The sequence below is a fragment of the Paenibacillus sp. FSL P2-0121 genome (assembly GCF_037975345.1).
Lineage (GTDB): Bacteria > Bacillota > Bacilli > Paenibacillales > Paenibacillaceae > Paenibacillus_AQ > Paenibacillus_AQ odorifer.
Genome location: NZ_CP150245.1, coordinates 5466021 through 5481282 on the forward strand (window position 1 = coordinate 5466021; position 15262 = coordinate 5481282).

Here is a 15262-nt window from a genome sequence, read left to right on the forward strand (position 1 = left end):
AGGTGAAAGTTGGATTTATCGGAACAGGCAGCATGGGCAGCCTGCTAATTGACGCCTTTCTTTCTTCCGGAGCCCTGAATCCGTGCGATGTACTCGCCAGCAACCGCAGTCTGAATAAACTGCTGGAGCTAGAAGATCGTCATCCCGGCATAAACTTATGCGGAAGCAATAGTGAAACAGCGACTGGAAGTGACATTGTTTTTTTATGTGTAAAACCGCTGGAATTCAAAACCTTAACAGATGAGATCGGCCCTTATCTCCGCAGCGATCAAATCGTCGTATCCATTACAAGTCCCGTTCAATTGCAACATCTGGAATCCGCTTTGCCGTCCAAAATAGCCAAGATCATCCCCAGCATTACACACTGTGTCAAAAGTGGGACATCACTGTGCATATTTGGCAGCAGGCTTAATAAAGAAGACAGGCTCGTGCTGCTGCAGCTGTTGTCTTTCATAGGTGTTCCTTTGGAAATTCAAGAGGCCCATACCCGAATCGCTTCTGATTTCTCCAGCTGCGGACCTGCGTTCTTGAGCTATTTCATTGAACGCTGGATTGAAGCTGCGGTGGAAGTTACCGGGATTGAAGAGACGTTAATCAGCCGGCTTGCAGGTGAAATGCTGCTTGGAACAGGCAAGCTGCTAACAGAAGGAGAATTCACCCCGCAAGAGCTTCAAGAACGTGTAGCTGTCCGTGGTGGGATTACCGCAGAGGCACTGAACCATCTTCGCATTAGCCTTGAGGGCGTATTCGAACGTCTCATCATGACTACCCATGATAAATACGATGAGGATGTTACCAAGCTGGATGCGTTATTTGGGCATGACGGTATTATTCAAAGTCCCGTAGACCGTTAGAAAACAATAAAACCCGCAGCACGGAGTTCTCCGTTGCTGCGGGCAATATTGCGTTCTTCGCTTAACCCACTACGATATTTACAAGCTTGCCAGGAACCGCAATGATCTTGCGTACGGTTTTACCTTCTACTGCAGCACTCACATTCGGGAGTGACAACGCATGAGCTTGCATCTCTTCTTGACCCATATCCTGCGGGATCAATGCGCGTTGTACGATTTTTCCATTTACCTGAATAACGATTTCAACCTCAGCATCCACCGTCCATGCTTCATCATACGTTGGCCAAGCCACGTAGCTGATACTTCCTTCGTGACCGAGCAGCTGCCACAGCTCTTCAGCGATGTGAGGCGCCAGTGGTGACAACATTTGTACGAAGTGTTCAGCAGCTTCTTGGGACAAAGTTTCTTGCTTATAAGCATCGTTAATAAAAATCATCAACTGGCTAATTGAGGTATTGAAACGCAGATGCTCGAAATCATCAGTAACCTTCTTAATGGTCTTGTGCCAAGTGCGTTTGAACTCATCAGTGCCACCGTCTGCTGTGATTTTGGTGCTCAGCTTACCATCTTCACTCACGAACAGGCGCCATACACGGGACAAGAAACGGTGAACTCCTTCTACACCCTTTTCATTCCAAGGTTTGGTTGCTTCCAGAGGGCCCATAAACATTTCATACACACGCAGCGTATCTGCACCAAATGCTTCCACAATCTCATCAGGATTGATGACATTTCCGCGTGATTTGCTCATTTTTTCATTATTATTCCCAAGAATCATACCTTGGTTAACCAGCTTATGGAAAGGTTCTTTTGTTTCAACTACGCCGAGATCATAAAGCACCTTGTGCCAGAAACGTGCATAGAGCAAGTGAAGCACGGCATGCTCTGCTCCACCAATATACAGATCTACTGGAAGCCATGCTTTTTGCTTCTCAGGGGAGCAAAGCTCTTGATCGTTTTTCGGATCAATATAACGCAGGTAATACCAGCAGCTGCCCGCCCATTGCGGCATGGTGTTCGTCTCGCGGCGAGCCTTCATGCCAGTCTCAGGATCGATAGTTTCCACCCACTCTGTTACATTCGCAAGTGGAGATTCCCCTGTACCCGAAGGTTTGATTGCCTCTACATCTGGCAGTACCAGCGGCAGCTGATCCACCGGAACAGTCTTCATTGTGCCGTCTTCCAAATGCAGAATTGGAATCGGCTCTCCCCAGTAGCGTTGACGGCTGAACAGCCAGTCACGCAGACGATAGGTTACTTTGCCTTTACCTACGCCCTTCTCTTCCAACCAAGCAATCATCTTCGCAATCGCTTCTTCATTCTTGAGTCCATTCAGGAAATCAGAATTGACATGCGGGCCATCTCCGGAATAAGCCTCTTCTTCAACGTTGCCGCCTTGAACGACTTCCACGATATTCAGGCCGAATTGTTTAGCAAATTCCCAGTCGCGAGTATCGTGACCCGGAACTGCCATAATTGCTCCCGTTCCGTAACCAGCAAGCACATAATCTGCAATCCAGATTGGCGCCTTCGCACCATTCACAGGATTAATTGCATATGCGCCTGTGAAGACACCACTCTTCTCTTTCGCCAAATCCGTACGCTCCAGATCGCTCTTACGTGAAGCTTTTTCACGATATTCTGCCACAGCAGCACGCTGTGCTTCAGTTGTAATCACATCAACAAGCTCATGCTCTGGTGCCAATACGCAGTAACTTGCTCCGAACAGTGTATCTGGACGTGTAGTAAACACGGTCAGGTTAGCTTCGTGACCTTCAATGTTAAAGTTCACTTCTGCACCTGTTGATTTCCCGATCCAGTTGCGCTGCATATCCTTGATGCTTTCGGACCAATCCAGCTCTTCCAGATCCTCCAGCAAACGCTCAGCGTACTCTGTAATTCTCAGAATCCATTGACGCATCGGTTTGCGCACGACAGGGTGACCTCCGCGCTCACTTTTACCATCGATAACCTCTTCGTTGGCAAGTACCGTACCCAGTGCCTCACACCAGTTAACAGGTACTTCTGCTACATAAGCCAGGCCTTTGTTATACAACTGGATAAAAATCCATTGTGTCCATTTATAATAATCCGGATCAGTCGTACTGATCTCGCGGTCCCAATCGTAGGAGAAACCCAGCGATTTGATCTGACGACGGAAATTATCGATGTTCTTATCGGTAAAATCACGTGGATGCTGGCCGGTATCCATCGCATACTGCTCTGCCGGAAGTCCAAAAGCATCCCAGCCCATCGGATGCAATACGTTGAAACCGCGCATCCGTTTGTAGCGAGAAACGATATCCGTCGCTGTGTAACCCTCTGGATGACCTACGTGCAGTCCTGCACCTGAAGGATACGGAAACATATCCAGTGCATAAAAATTGGGTTTTTCAGGATCTTCTCCTGTCTTAAAGCTTTTGTTCTCATCCCAGAACTTTTGCCATTTCGGCTCAATAGCCTGCGCCCGGTAACCAGTAGCGGGTATGCTATTTGTTTGGTTGTCGCTCATTGTCTGCTCCTCCTTGGAGTGTTACTTCTTAGATTTCTTATTCCTTAACCAAGCATATTCGCCCTCGGTGTCCATATAAGGACGGTAAGCATTTATGCGGGAAATATAAGACATGAAGTATTGCGTGAAACGTATACTCTCTTATATTTACAAAAAAACCTCCCATCCCTAGCGTATTATCGCTAGGGACGAGAGGTTATAATTCCCGTGGTACCACCCTAGTTAGCGGCTGAATATACTTTATTCTGCCACTCACTTTGCACCCTTTAGCGGGGGTGAGGCGACGGCGGTTCATTCATGACATCCATTATCTCTTATGGATATCCTGTAAACTTGCACCGTTACTCCGAGGTGAGTTCACTCTGTTCCGTTAACCGACTCGCACCTTAGTGCCGGCTCTCTGCAATAACGGTATAGAATTAATACTCCTCATCATCGAACAACTATATACTGAGTCATCAGTAATATTCCCCAACATTATATACAAAACTGTTATCAATAGTCAATGATTATCCCTTTATACAGGCTTTCGTTTGATTAAAAACGCCATAAAGTGTTGAATAACGACTTTTGCAGCTGCAAAGAACGGTACAGCAAGGATCAGTCCAATCATCCCTGCCAGCTCACCACCTACCAGCAATGCAAAGATAATAAGCAGCGGATGCAAATGTAGCGTCCTGCCTACTACCTGTGGAGAAATAATATTGCTCTCCACAATTTGGCATAAAGTGTTTACCACAGCAACCAGTAGAACTAATCGAAAAGAGACGGTCGAAGCCATCACAATGGCAGGTGCAGCCCCTAGAAAAGGACCCATATACGGAACAATATTAAATACTGCCACCACACTGGCGAACAGTAAGGCATAAGGCATTCCGACGATAGCATAGCCGATATAGGCGAGCACACCTATAATGATGCAGACCAGAAATTGTCCGCGAATGTAATTGCCGAGCGCGGCATCAATATCTTTTAACAAAGTAACAATAGACTTGCGGCGTGCGCGGGGCAGACAAGAGACCACCGTCCGTTCAAATACGTCAAAATCCTTCAGAATATAGAACACCAGAAACGGCACGATAAAAGCATTGAACAGCAAGTTAATCGTTGTCCCTATGTTATCGAGAAAATGAGAAATCCCTTCGGCCAGACGATTCTCCAGTTGAAAAAACCAGTTGTTCATCCCCATTTCAACCCCAGGCGGTATTAGCCTTGTATTCATATGGCTCATCAGCCCCTGGGCTTGCAGTGTGATCTCAGGCAGATGTTCATTTAACTCTTCAAGCTGCTCAATAAACATCGGGATAAGGTTGATGGCGATCACGGTAATCGCCGTTAGAAACACTGCATATATAAGTAGAACAGCTACGCTACGCGGCATCTTCCGTCCGGCCAGCATACTAACCACCGGATTCAGCACATAGGAAATAATCATAGCTGCCAGAAATGGAGCGAGGATTGCCTTTAAGAATACAAAAATCCCCTGCAGCATCGGACGAAGCAACCAAACAAAATACAAAATGATCAGGGATAGCAGCACTCCGATCATCCAGCGGAACCATTTACTTTGGGACCATTGTTCCATGAGAGTACCCTCCTGCGGTAGAGCCTGGACTAGCTTCGTAAATAAGTATATGTATGGCCGCAGCAAAATAACCATCAAACACACAAAAAAGCGTCAATAACCTTACAACTGATTTCAGCTGAAAGGAAATTGACGCTTAAGTACATAGAGCAGTCTTGCTTACAAAGCAAGATTCATAGTCAAGACGACGCATGAATTTGCGGGAAATCCTGAGTCATATCATCCCCGGAGAACAGGTCGTCCAGTGAGCTTAGTGTGCCGTCTTCTTCAACTTGATAAACCGACATTTTCTCGCCATTTACCGTCAATTCGATGAAACAGCCCCAGCAATAAAACTGGTGGGAACCGATCTTTCCGATATCTTTGGAGTTGCAGTTTGGACACTTCATATAATACATTCCACCTATCCGTTAACAATATTAATGGCTTTTTGTAGCCGTTCTTCGCTCATCGCAGGAACCATTAATGCATTCTCACCAATGGACATCTCGTCAGAACAAGGCAGCCATTTGCGGCCTTCGATCAAATCAGTGACAAGCCCGTCACTAATTTCCAGCGCTCCTATTGTGTTTCCCAACTTTTGGTCAAAATAAACATCAGATATTCGTCCGAGTATAGTTCCAGTTGTAGTTAGCACTTTTAAATCCTTAAGTTTGTTCTTTCCAAGTAGAAAAGTACAAGGTATATGATCGGCATCTATCTTATCAATCGACTCTTTACTACGAATCATGACAGCATCCTCGCCGTAGGCCACAATATCTTCCCATGCCACAAATTTCACATGGCCACCAAAAAAAGATTTGCTTTCCAGTTCAATACCCGTAATATTCCAGTTTGAATCGAGCAAAATATCGACAATTTTGCCGATTGCGTTACCCTCTTCAACTTCATATACAGCCAAGCCGATCAGATCTTGAAGTTTCATGACTGCTCGGTCTCCTCACTTTGAGTGTAATTACGAGTTCTCAAAAAGTGAAAGCCCGAATGATCAGGATACCTATCATAGCCTAGAAGTAACTAGTCTCTGATACGCAGCCGATTCAGAATGGTTTCAACTTTTCGAGCAACGTACTCAATTTCTTCAGTAGTATTACCCAAACCCATGCTAAATCGAATCGCGGACCCTAAAATATTTTCTGGAAGCTCCATTGCTCTCAGAACATGGGATATTTCCAGTGATCCTGACGTGCAGGCTGAACCGCTTGCTGCCGCAATCCCGTCCATATCCAGGTTCATCAGCATAACATCTGTTCTAGCTCCCGGGAAGCTCAAATTCAGTATACTTGGCAAAAAATGCTCGGTATTGCCGTTAATCGAATAACTTTCCCGGCCAATCAGCGCATCCAGCTCTTCAAGTAGTCTATTGCGCAGGAGCTGCACTTTTTGTCGACGTTCTGATAGACCTGTAACTGCTATTTCAACAGCCTTGGCAAATCCAGCAGTACCTGCTAGATTTTCTGTTCCGGCTCGTCTGCCGCGCTCCTGAAGGCCACCGTGGAGTCTTGAATGCAGCGGTGCTCCACTCCGCACATAAAGGCCACCGATCCCCCCAGGTCCATTGATTTTGTGAGCTGTAAAGCTCATGTAATCTACTGGAAGCTCCCGCAGTGTGATCGGTAAGGCACCAAGAGCTTGTACAGCATCAACATGGAACAGAATTCCCCGCTCTCTGACAAGCTGGCCAATTTCCTGAATCGGCTGAACGGTTCCTACCTCATTGTTGGCATACATTACACTGATTAGCACCGTGTCTTCCTGCACCGCTGCTTCTACGTCTGCAACGGATACTCGGCCTGTAGAATCCACAGGAAGATAAGTAACCTTAAAGCCTTCCTTCTCCAGCTCTTCGCAGGTATGTAGCACCGCATGATGCTCTATCGCAGAGGTGATAATATGATTGCCTTTCTGGGCAACAGCAGCGACAGCTCCATAGAGGGCTAGATTGTCGCTTTCGGTTCCGCCGCCAGTGAACACCCACTCTTCCGGCGAGCAGCCTAAAAAGGCGGCGATAGTATCGCGCGCCCCATTCAATATTTTCTTGGCTGAACGTCCGAACTGATGTACACTGGACGCATTTCCATATTGTTCTGTCATTATATTCAGCATGACCTTGGCCACCTCGGGATGAACCGGAGTTGATGCGGCGTGGTCCAAATAGATGGTTTTCATCATTCATTTCTCCACTTCTAGGGTATAGGACAATAGTTCGTTTTTAAGAACTATTAAATTATACCGCGCGAGAAGTTAGTTTTCCACAAACTAAAGAACACAATATTGTAATCAATTCCCTACATAGGCTAGGATAATGACAGCCAATTCTCTTCAGAGGTAACTTCTATGCCGTTTTTTCTAAGTAAAGCCGCAGTCACGCCGTTGCCAGCGATCTTCTTCCCTTTGAACTCTCCGTTATAAATCATGGTGCTGCCGCAAGAAGGACTGTTTTCCTTGAGGACTACCATCGTGGCTGAAACCTCTTGAGCTTTTTCAAGCGTAATATAGGCCCCTTTTAAATATAGTTCTGTTACATCTGTTCCCGACCGGTCCACTACTTTTGCCGTTCCTGCAAGCACATCCTCACCATCCCCGCCGACAATTTCAGCTGGCTCTCTAGGCGTAGAGAATCCCCCTAATAATTCCGGACACACAGCAATAGCCTGATTCTCATTCAAAAGCTTCTGAATTTTCTCATCCAAACAATCCGTACCATTATATCTTACCTTCATGCCAGCTAAACAAGAGCTTACCAAAATCACCTATATGCACCGCTTTCTTCATTCATTGTGCTTCGTTTATAATAAGATACAACCCTCAACAGCCGTTCAAGCTAAGAAATATTTCGAGCATAACATGCTGATTACAAGCTGTAAACAAATCTAGCCTCAAAAACGACCGAATGGGAAGTGTATAAAATGTGCGGACGATATACAATAACAGTCACCATGGAAGAGCTGATGGTCAGATATTTTGCCAATGATTCTACCATTATCCACTATGCTCCAACATATAACGCAGCACCCATGCAGCAAATTCCGGCAGTCATTAACACAGGGTCCAGCAATAAACTTGGGGAACTGCGCTGGGGTCTGGTTCCTTCTTGGGCCAAAGATGATAAAATCGGCAGTAAAATGATCAATGCCCGGGCAGAGTCACTCCTTGAGAAGCCTTCTTTCAAGCGATTAGTAAGCTCCCGCCGCTGCATCATCCCTTCTGATGGTTTCTATGAATGGAAGGCACAGGGCAGCAGTAAACAGCCCATGCGAATCGTGATGCGCGATGGGGGTATTTTTTCAATGGCCGGATTGTATGATATTTGGATGGACCCTGAAGGTAATAAATTAAGTACCTGCACGATTATAACGACTACCCCTAATGAACTTATGGCTGAAATCCATAACCGTATGCCAGTTATTTTGAAGCCTGAGGATGAGCCTGAATGGCTAAGCCGGAGCAATCAGGACGCAACTTCGTTAATAAAGCTTCTTAAACCCTATGATCAGCATCAAATGAGAGCCTATCCGGTTTCCACTGCAGTGGGAAATGTCCGGAATAATACGAAGGAATTAATCAATGAGATATAGAAAACAATATTATTCAAATGGTAGGAATGATTGTAACCCTTTTATTGACACTAATTCTGACCTCGTTGTTAATCCATGAAAAAACATCTTAACCCTGCAGATTAACCGCAGAGTTAAGACCAGCGCCGCTCAATTTGAATTCTACGTCCCATCAATTGATGATACATCTGTAGAAATCTGTCTGCATACAGCTCGGAGGACAGGTTAGTCCGGATATGCCATTCTCCATTCATCCTGATTCTGGCCCGCAGTGCCGGATCATCCATTAAGGATAGAGCAGCATTCACAGCTTCATCCAGCTGCCCTCTCGTGTATATTTTTCCAGTGTGATTGTTAATGACAAGTCTTCGAACGCCGTCTGAATCTGTAGTAAGTACAGGACAACGGCACAACATCGCCTCAGCAACCGCGTATCCAAATCCTTCCAAGATTGAGGTCGAAAGGAGCAAACCTCCCGAATCACCAATAATGCTCATATAATCTGCCATTTGCTCATGAGGAATATTGGAATACGAAATTAACCGTGAAGAAATCCCTGTCTCAGCTACAAATTGATCAAAGCTTTCTTTTTGCTCTGGATCAAACAACGTATCATCCTGAAAAATCCATAAATAAAGCTCGGGATGGATCGCCAGCAGCCTTTGCCCGATTTGCAGAAATTCCCGCCAATTCTTATTCGTTTGAATGCGTCCTACCCAACCGAGGATAGGGAAACTTTTCGCGGGATAATTGGTATATCCAAACTGATCGCAATCGATCGGATCATCAAAACAATATTGTGGAATGGTTGGAAATCCGCCTTTGAAAAGCGCCTGCAAATGGGTTGTTTCCGGATACAGCAGTGCATCGGTGAGCCTGTAAATGCGCTCTGTAAAATTATTAACGACCTGCTCAGCTTCATCTAAGGTACCTAAACCCTGCACTTCAAAAACAAGCGGCCCTTTATACCCAAACCCTCGAATCCGCTCTGCTAAGTTAATATCCGTACACACTACAATTAAGTCAAAAGCTTCACGAGCAAGCATTGCCCTGATCTCGTCATCACTATTGGTAATATGCGTTTGAATGTTACGGATATTCTGCTGTCCTTTTCCATGGTGTGTATACAGTAAATGGCACTCTACACCGCGAGCATATAACGCTTGGCAGCGAACTCGGTTCAGAGTTTGCATACCACCACTCGGGTTATAAAAAGTGAACAAAATCTTCATCATGATCACTCATTCGCAAATTATTTTAGGTAAAAGAGGTCTTCAACAAATCATACAAATCTGCGCTGCGAAACAGCTCATTATAATAGTGGCTTTTGGTCGAGGGGACATGTCTGTGTCGAAATCCAATCAAGCTATGATCATCCGTGTAGTAGTTGGAAATCGTATCCCCACCCGTAGTAATCAAAGCTTCCAGCATGTACTCAATATCGAGCGCTCCTATAAAAACCTTTGGACCTAAAACTATCGTAAATGGGGTGGATAGCTGCTCAATAGCACTGCAAATCGCGTGTGACTCCACAGCCCCAGGCAGCCAAGCGAACGCTGTCGCAGGATGAGGTATGGTTTCCAATAGAGCTGATGGCTGACGTGTAGTTGATAAATCCAGCACCCGGCATTCATAATTGCTATACGTTTGTTCGTACAGATTCTCTATCCTCGTTATTTCATCCGCACAAGCATTCACTACAGGATATAAAACGGTAATCATCGCCGGAATCCCTCTGCGAAACCGCGCCTGATGGCGGGTCAAATGATAGGCATATCTCCATCTACGATGATTTTCAACCGAATGTAACTGGGCAGATACACTAAAGGTAGAATCTACACGATAATTCACCAGTTCCACCGGTATAAAGCGAATCTCACAATGTTCAGCCAGTCTCAGCCAGTAATCATAATCTTCCACCGGTTCCATTCCATAAGCTCCAACAAGCTTCGCAATCTGTGTTTTGTACATAAAAGATACGCCAATGAGCGAATAATCCAGCAATCTCTCTTTGGGCTGTGACTGATAATTACGCTGCGTAGCCAATTGATGTTCGTTGTGAAGAAACTTTCCCTCGTTATCGATGCTTTGAAAAGAACTGAACACGATGCCTAACTCCTGTGGACCTCTAACTAGCGCCCCCCGAAGGATTTCGAGGAAACGGGGTTCATAAACATTGTCGCTGGAAACCCAACTCAAATATTGAATACTGGGCTCACTAAACAAAAGATCAAAGCCAGTATTCAGTGCATGTGCTATACCCCTGTTCTGTGCGTAAGAAATAACCGTTACCCTCGGATCTTCGACAATAATGGATCTCACGAGCGGTTCCATATCTGGTGCTCCATCGATCACAACAACCAGCCGAAAATTGGTAAAAGATTGGTGTAGAACAGACTGCAGAGCTTGCCGCAGAAACTCCGGCTTTTGGGTATACACAGGCATAACTACTCCTACATCCGCCATGATTTTTACCTCTCTCTACATTGGAGTATAAAATCAGTATATTTTGATTCCTCTCATATGATTGTGTGAATGCCCCTAAAATACTTTATTGCGCCTAAAAAAGCAGCAATCGCCCTATTTCTTTCAGCGACTGCTGCTTAATGGTCTAAACGTTACTATTATATAGGGATAGATAATGCGGTAATCTGCATCAATTCAGATTGAAGCACTCGCTGATCAGTAACTAGATTTCCGAACTCGTCCAGCCCATACACGGAGGTAACTACTTCTGCCAAAGGAAAAGGACTACTAATTTGTACCTCGTAAGCCAAATTGCCCCCAATGAAAAACTCTCTAATATCAGAACTCTTTGCAGGAACGTAATACCCTGTGACATAAAGCGGAGTAAGAGCTGGCATCGAATATGGAACACCAAAAACTTCGACGATCATCATTGCACTCGCATTACTTGTGTTACGAACACTGACTACTACATTACTTGCTGCAGTACCAGTTGCTCTTGTATTTGTAATAAGACCTGTTGTATAAGGCATTTCCTCACTCCTCCTCTTGGTTTCTATCAACTTATTCACCAGGAAGCCGATAGTTGTGAGGCAAGAGGAAGGGGAAACTCGTGGAATAACAGCCAATTAGACAGGTAGAAGATTATATTGATATCATTTCCGTTCCGCTTTGAGGATATGTCGGCGGGTGATTTCTGCCTTCTTATAAATAAAAAAATAAGTACAAATGTTCGCATATAAAGAATAATAGTGTTAAAATAAAGTTATACTATTCCTAAACTAAAGCCTAAGGAGTCTTGCCTAATGAGTCAAAGAGTTGCTTACAATGAAGTTGCACCTGAGGGTATGAAAATCATGATGGATATGGAGATGTACACCAAAAAATCTACGATTAATCGGACTACAAGAGAACTTATCAAAATCAGAGTTTCTCAAATTAACGGATGTGCTTTCTGTATAGATATGCATACATCCGAAGCTCGTAAAATGGGTGAAACTGAACAACGAATTTATTGTTTAAATGTTTGGGAGGAATGTAGTTTTTATACACCTGAAGAGAAGGTTGCTCTCGAACTAGCTGAGCATATTACGCTGATCCCTTCCAAAAGAGTTCCGGATGAGCTATATAAGCAAGTACGTGAACATTACGATGAGAAACAATATGTTGATCTTGTGCTGATTATTAATCAAATCAACAGTTGGAACAGAATTTCTATTGCAATGGGAAATACCCCCGCAGCACAATAATTAACATTAATTAACCTTAATGAACACTTTAGGGTGTTCTTTTTTTATTCTCCGCTCCGTACGTTCCACGGCTCCGTTGATATATGAATCATCTTATTAAAATGCCCTGCCAGTATATCACTAGCAAGGCATTTTTTTATGCAATCGTGTTGGGTTAGTTCAATAACAATTGCTGATTTTAGTACTCTCTTTTATTTCCCTTCTTTACGTATTCCCACTCAACCTCAACATTTTTCCTAACTCTTTGCAAAAGTTGAAACAAGACTTCCGTTTCTTTTTCAGATAATCCTGCTAACGCAACCAAGTCGGTATGGTCCCCTTCTCTCTTCAGAAAAGAGTAGGCTTGTTTGCCTTTTTCAGTTGTGAATAACCTTTTTATTTTTTTGTTCGTTTCATCGTCTTTCTTTTCAATAAAACCTTGGATTTCAAGCTTCTGAATCGCACGTGCTGCTGTTGTTCGGTCCACCTTTATCATTTCCGACAGCTTTTCTTGAATAATGCCCGGATTCTCATATATCCGGACCAGATATAAATACTGCCCCTTTGTAAGCTCTAATTCCTTGAACTCTATATTACTTATGGAATCTAATGCCCTCGCTATCATTCCAACTTCACGAAGGATCTCTTTCATTCAATCACCTACCAGTTCCAATAATGTTGTATTTACAACAATATTGATTGTATATATACTTATAATTGTCGTTAATTCATTATGACGTTTTTCCTAAAAAAAACAAATACAGAATGGAGTAAGCAAGAATGAATCTTAAAAGAATTACACTAATCGAGGAACTTGAAGCTGCATTTTCAATCAGAAAAAAAGTATTTGTTGAGGAACAAGGCGTTCCCCTTAATGATGAATTTGATGAATTCGATACACTGAATGGAGAATGTGAACATGTCCTGGCCTATTATGATGGGCAACCAGTTGCCACAGGAAGGATCCGCGTTCTTGATGGTATAGGTAAGTTAGAGCGTATTTGCATCCTAGAACCTTATCGTAAATTTGGAATTGGGAAAAAAATCATTTCTGCATTAGAAGAGATCGTGGTGGAAAAGGGTCATCAAAAAGTTAAATTGCACGGGCAAACTCAGGCGGAGGGCTTCTATAAAAAACTTGGTTATCGGGCTTCATCTACTGAATTTATGGAGGATGGCATCCCTCATCTTTTAATGACTAAAGATCTTTCTGCTTCAAAAGAATGAAGAAGTTTAGTGTAACTACGTTTTCCATTTTCACTTGCGGGATTTTCATCTTAACCCTAGGCGTTTCACTAACAATAATCTCTGACCTTGGAGCGTCACCTTTTGATGCGCTTTTAGTGGGTCTATCCAAAAATGTCGGTCTTACAGTAGGCAGTTGGGAAGTGCTGATCGCATGCCTATTGATTGGATGTAATTCATGTTTATCCAAGCAAAGACCGGAATTATTAGGGCTGGTAACTGCATTCATAGCAGGCTTAGGTATTGATATGTGGCTTTTTTTGTTTAACCATCTGATCGAGCCTAATCTGTGGATCAGTAAAATTGCTTTTTATGGTTTAGGCTTAATCGCAATTGGATTAGGTACATCCATTTATTTATACGCAAATTTCGCACCGATTCCTGTGGACCGGCTAACATTAGTACTGCAAACGATAACTAGGCTTAGTATACTATTTACTAGAACAATCATTTATCTTGTTTTCTTATTTGCAGCTATTATTTTCAATGGACCTATTGGGATTGGCACTCTACTTACCATTTGTTTAGGCGGATTAATTCTTAATTACTTTATGCCACTTACACAGAAATTCTTGGACCGATTGCTACAACATTAATAGCGAACTCCGCTAAAGAAACTTGATGTATACAACAAACCATAATCTTATCATTGGGAGTGAATAATTTGGAGATTAGAATCGATAACTTAACCGGAACCGAAATCATAGCATTGATCAGTGAACATCTTCAGAGCATGTTTGAGCAATCTCCCCCAGAGAGTGTACATGCGTTGAATTTAGATAAATTAAAAACACCTGAAATCACCTTCTGGAGTGCCTGGGAGCAGGGCGAACTCTTAGGTTGCGGTGCTCTTAAAGACTTGGGTAGCCATCATGGTGAAATCAAATCCATGCGTACTTCTACCAAGCATCTTAGGAAGGGCATTGCATCTAAAATGCTTGCCCATATTATTAAAGAAGCTAAGCAACAAGGCTATCGGCGGCTGAGCTTGGAAACCGGATCCACTGAAGGGTTCGAAGCGGCTAGAAAACTATATGAACAATATGGGTTTGAATACTGTAGTCCGTTTGCAGATTACATTGAAGACCCCTATAGTGTTTTTATGACGAAAGAATTATAAGTACTGTAGAGGTGCTTACTTGACTACTAATCAATGGATACCGATTCTCGCAGCGTTCATCGGAGCCTTTTGCTGCTGGATTGCGCTCCTTAATAAACGTAAGAACAAATAGAATCACAGATAATAAAAGATAAAAAAAGACTCCCAAATGGGAGCCTAAAGGTTGATTCATAATACTGTTGAGTTATCTTTCATTGGAGATCTAAATATAAAACATGTAATTGTCAGCCAAACTCTCTTCTTTGTAGTTAATCAAATCATAAAGTGTTGTGGAATCCAGCACATCGGCAATACTGTCGCGAATACGCAACCATAAATCCCGTTTCGCTGCATCGTCCTCTTCCGTAAAGTCTACAGGAGAGATAGGACCCTCCAGCACACGGATGATATCACCGGCAGTGATAGCATTCGCCTCACGCGACAAAATGTATCCGCCATATGCTCCACGAATACTTTTTACAAGTCCTGCATTGCGCAGAGGAGCAATTAGTTGCTCCAGATAATGCTCGGAAAGACCATTTTTCTCAGCGATACTCTTAAGTGAAGTTGGTCCTTCACCAAATTTCAGTGCAAGCTCCATCATAATTGTTAGTCCGTAACGACCTTTGGTTGATATTTTCAAAGGGGCACCTCTTTCAGTTTAATGTCTGATTATTGTATACTATTGATTCGGCAAGTCATTTGGATTGTCATA

At 43.5% G+C, this 15262-nt stretch carries 17 protein-coding genes; 6 read left to right on the forward strand and 11 right to left on the reverse strand.

Translation table 11 applies throughout. From position 1 onward, the window contains the following. Nucleotides 1-2 precede the first annotated feature (2 nt). Entirely contained in the window at nucleotides 3-854 is an 852-nt protein-coding gene (gene comER, locus MKY54_RS24165) for a late competence protein ComER (protein ID WP_036677548.1), read from the forward strand. A gap of 61 nt (nucleotides 855-915) precedes the next feature. Here the strand turns inward: comER and leuS are convergent, their stop codons facing one another. The 6 genes from leuS to MKY54_RS24195 all read right to left on the reverse strand — a co-directional run bounded on the left by leuS (nucleotide 916) and on the right by MKY54_RS24195 (nucleotide 7704). Continuing rightward, the gene (gene leuS, locus MKY54_RS24170) at nucleotides 916-3366 is read right to left on the reverse strand and encodes a leucine--tRNA ligase (RefSeq protein WP_076129683.1); all 2451 of its coding nucleotides are present in this window, start codon (nucleotides 3364-3366) and stop codon (nucleotides 916-918) included. A gap of 517 nt (nucleotides 3367-3883) precedes the next feature. Further along, nucleotides 3884-4951, reverse strand: a complete 1068-nt coding sequence (locus MKY54_RS24175; RefSeq protein ID WP_036677553.1) for an AI-2E family transporter — start codon at nucleotides 4949-4951, stop codon at nucleotides 3884-3886. 179 nt (nucleotides 4952-5130) lie between these two features. After that, the gene (locus MKY54_RS24180) at nucleotides 5131-5340 is read right to left on the reverse strand and encodes a hypothetical protein (protein WP_036677557.1); all 210 of its coding nucleotides are present in this window, start codon (nucleotides 5338-5340) and stop codon (nucleotides 5131-5133) included. A 14-nt stretch (nucleotides 5341-5354) separates the two neighbouring features. After that, entirely contained in the window at nucleotides 5355-5876 is a 522-nt protein-coding gene (locus tag MKY54_RS24185) for a PRC-barrel domain-containing protein (protein ID WP_036677560.1), read from the reverse strand. A 92-nt stretch (nucleotides 5877-5968) separates the two neighbouring features. Next, the gene (locus MKY54_RS24190) at nucleotides 5969-7120 is read right to left on the reverse strand and encodes a cysteine desulfurase family protein (RefSeq protein ID WP_339191273.1); all 1152 of its coding nucleotides are present in this window, start codon (nucleotides 7118-7120) and stop codon (nucleotides 5969-5971) included. Nucleotides 7121-7248: 128 nt separating this feature from the next. Then, nucleotides 7249-7704: a DUF523 domain-containing protein gene (locus tag MKY54_RS24195; RefSeq protein WP_076129681.1), complete on the reverse strand. Its 456-nt coding sequence runs from the start codon at nucleotides 7702-7704 to the stop codon at nucleotides 7249-7251. 156 nt (nucleotides 7705-7860) lie between these two features. Here MKY54_RS24195 and MKY54_RS24200 point away from each other — a divergent pair, with 156 nt between their 5' ends. After that, the gene (locus MKY54_RS24200; protein WP_076129680.1) at nucleotides 7861-8529 is read left to right on the forward strand and encodes an SOS response-associated peptidase; all 669 of its coding nucleotides are present in this window, start codon (nucleotides 7861-7863) and stop codon (nucleotides 8527-8529) included. Between the two features lie 113 nt (nucleotides 8530-8642). Here MKY54_RS24200 and MKY54_RS24205 read toward each other — a convergent pair whose 3' ends face one another. The 3 genes from MKY54_RS24205 to MKY54_RS24215 form a co-directional block, all read right to left on the reverse strand. Then, a complete protein-coding gene (locus MKY54_RS24205) occupies nucleotides 8643-9743 on the reverse strand; it encodes a glycosyltransferase family 4 protein (protein ID WP_280753810.1) in 1101 nt (366 codons plus the stop codon). A gap of 22 nt (nucleotides 9744-9765) precedes the next feature. After that, nucleotides 9766-10974 (reverse strand): glycosyltransferase, encoded by a 1209-nt coding sequence (locus MKY54_RS24210; protein WP_076185497.1) that lies wholly within the window; start codon nucleotides 10972-10974, stop codon nucleotides 9766-9768. A 158-nt stretch (nucleotides 10975-11132) separates the two neighbouring features. Next, nucleotides 11133-11507 (reverse strand): hypothetical protein, encoded by a 375-nt coding sequence (locus MKY54_RS24215; protein WP_339188196.1) that lies wholly within the window; start codon nucleotides 11505-11507, stop codon nucleotides 11133-11135. A 273-nt stretch (nucleotides 11508-11780) separates the two neighbouring features. Here MKY54_RS24215 and MKY54_RS24220 point away from each other — a divergent pair, with 273 nt between their 5' ends. Continuing rightward, a complete protein-coding gene (locus tag MKY54_RS24220; RefSeq protein WP_076129676.1) occupies nucleotides 11781-12224 on the forward strand; it encodes a carboxymuconolactone decarboxylase family protein in 444 nt (147 codons plus the stop codon). Between the two features lie 178 nt (nucleotides 12225-12402). On the opposite strand, the gene MKY54_RS24225 is transcribed toward MKY54_RS24220, so the two are convergent. Next, the gene (locus tag MKY54_RS24225) at nucleotides 12403-12855 is read right to left on the reverse strand and encodes a MarR family transcriptional regulator (RefSeq protein WP_076105880.1); all 453 of its coding nucleotides are present in this window, start codon (nucleotides 12853-12855) and stop codon (nucleotides 12403-12405) included. 128 nt (nucleotides 12856-12983) lie between these two features. On the opposite strand from MKY54_RS24225, the gene MKY54_RS24230 reads away from it, so the two are divergent. The 3 genes from MKY54_RS24230 to MKY54_RS24240 all read left to right on the forward strand — a co-directional run bounded on the left by MKY54_RS24230 (nucleotide 12984) and on the right by MKY54_RS24240 (nucleotide 14568). Then, nucleotides 12984-13430 carry a GNAT family N-acetyltransferase gene (locus tag MKY54_RS24230; RefSeq protein ID WP_076129675.1) on the forward strand — a complete coding sequence of 149 codons (447 nt, stop codon included), beginning with the start codon at nucleotides 12984-12986 and terminating at the stop codon, nucleotides 13428-13430. After that, nucleotides 13427-14044, forward strand: a complete 618-nt coding sequence (locus tag MKY54_RS24235) for a YitT family protein (RefSeq protein WP_339188199.1) — start codon at nucleotides 13427-13429, stop codon at nucleotides 14042-14044. The genes MKY54_RS24230 and MKY54_RS24235 overlap by 4 nt, the downstream gene beginning before the upstream one ends. A 68-nt stretch (nucleotides 14045-14112) precedes the next feature. Next, nucleotides 14113-14568 carry a GNAT family N-acetyltransferase gene (locus tag MKY54_RS24240; RefSeq protein WP_036677596.1) on the forward strand — a complete coding sequence of 152 codons (456 nt, stop codon included), beginning with the start codon at nucleotides 14113-14115 and terminating at the stop codon, nucleotides 14566-14568. Nucleotides 14569-14770: 202 nt separating this feature from the next. Here the strand turns inward: MKY54_RS24240 and MKY54_RS24245 are convergent, their stop codons facing one another. Further along, on the reverse strand, nucleotides 14771-15190 hold the full coding sequence (locus MKY54_RS24245; RefSeq protein ID WP_036677599.1) for an Rrf2 family transcriptional regulator: 420 nt from the start codon (nucleotides 15188-15190) through the stop codon (nucleotides 14771-14773). Nucleotides 15191-15262: the final 72 nt, after the last annotated feature.

Excerpts from the sequence above, each read along its gene's own strand:
- MKY54_RS24190 (WP_339191273.1), bottom strand. The coding sequence starts at position 7,120 with ATGAAAACCATCTATTTGGACCACGCCGCATCAACTCCGGTTCATCCC.
- MKY54_RS24215 (WP_339188196.1), bottom strand. The coding sequence starts at position 11,507 with ATGCCTTATACAACAGGTCTTATTACAAATACAAGAGCAACTGGTACT.
- MKY54_RS24225 (WP_076105880.1), bottom strand. The coding sequence starts at position 12,855 with ATGAAAGAGATCCTTCGTGAAGTTGGAATGATAGCGAGGGCATTAGAT.
- MKY54_RS24220 (WP_076129676.1), top strand. The coding sequence starts at position 11,781 with ATGAGTCAAAGAGTTGCTTACAATGAAGTTGCACCTGAGGGTATGAAA.
- MKY54_RS24210 (WP_076185497.1), bottom strand. The coding sequence starts at position 10,974 with ATGGCGGATGTAGGAGTAGTTATGCCTGTGTATACCCAAAAGCCGGAG.
- leuS (WP_076129683.1), bottom strand. The coding sequence starts at position 3,366 with ATGAGCGACAACCAAACAAATAGCATACCCGCTACTGGTTACCGGGCG.
- MKY54_RS24200 (WP_076129680.1), top strand. The coding sequence starts at position 7,861 with ATGTGCGGACGATATACAATAACAGTCACCATGGAAGAGCTGATGGTC.
- MKY54_RS24235 (WP_339188199.1), top strand. The coding sequence starts at position 13,427 with ATGAAGAAGTTTAGTGTAACTACGTTTTCCATTTTCACTTGCGGGATT.
- MKY54_RS24185 (WP_036677560.1), bottom strand. The coding sequence starts at position 5,876 with ATGAAACTTCAAGATCTGATCGGCTTGGCTGTATATGAAGTTGAAGAG.
- MKY54_RS24230 (WP_076129675.1), top strand. The coding sequence starts at position 12,984 with ATGAATCTTAAAAGAATTACACTAATCGAGGAACTTGAAGCTGCATTT.
- MKY54_RS24205 (WP_280753810.1), bottom strand. The coding sequence starts at position 9,743 with ATGATGAAGATTTTGTTCACTTTTTATAACCCGAGTGGTGGTATGCAA.
- MKY54_RS24180 (WP_036677557.1), bottom strand. The coding sequence starts at position 5,340 with ATGAAGTGTCCAAACTGCAACTCCAAAGATATCGGAAAGATCGGTTCC.
- MKY54_RS24175 (WP_036677553.1), bottom strand. The coding sequence starts at position 4,951 with ATGGAACAATGGTCCCAAAGTAAATGGTTCCGCTGGATGATCGGAGTG.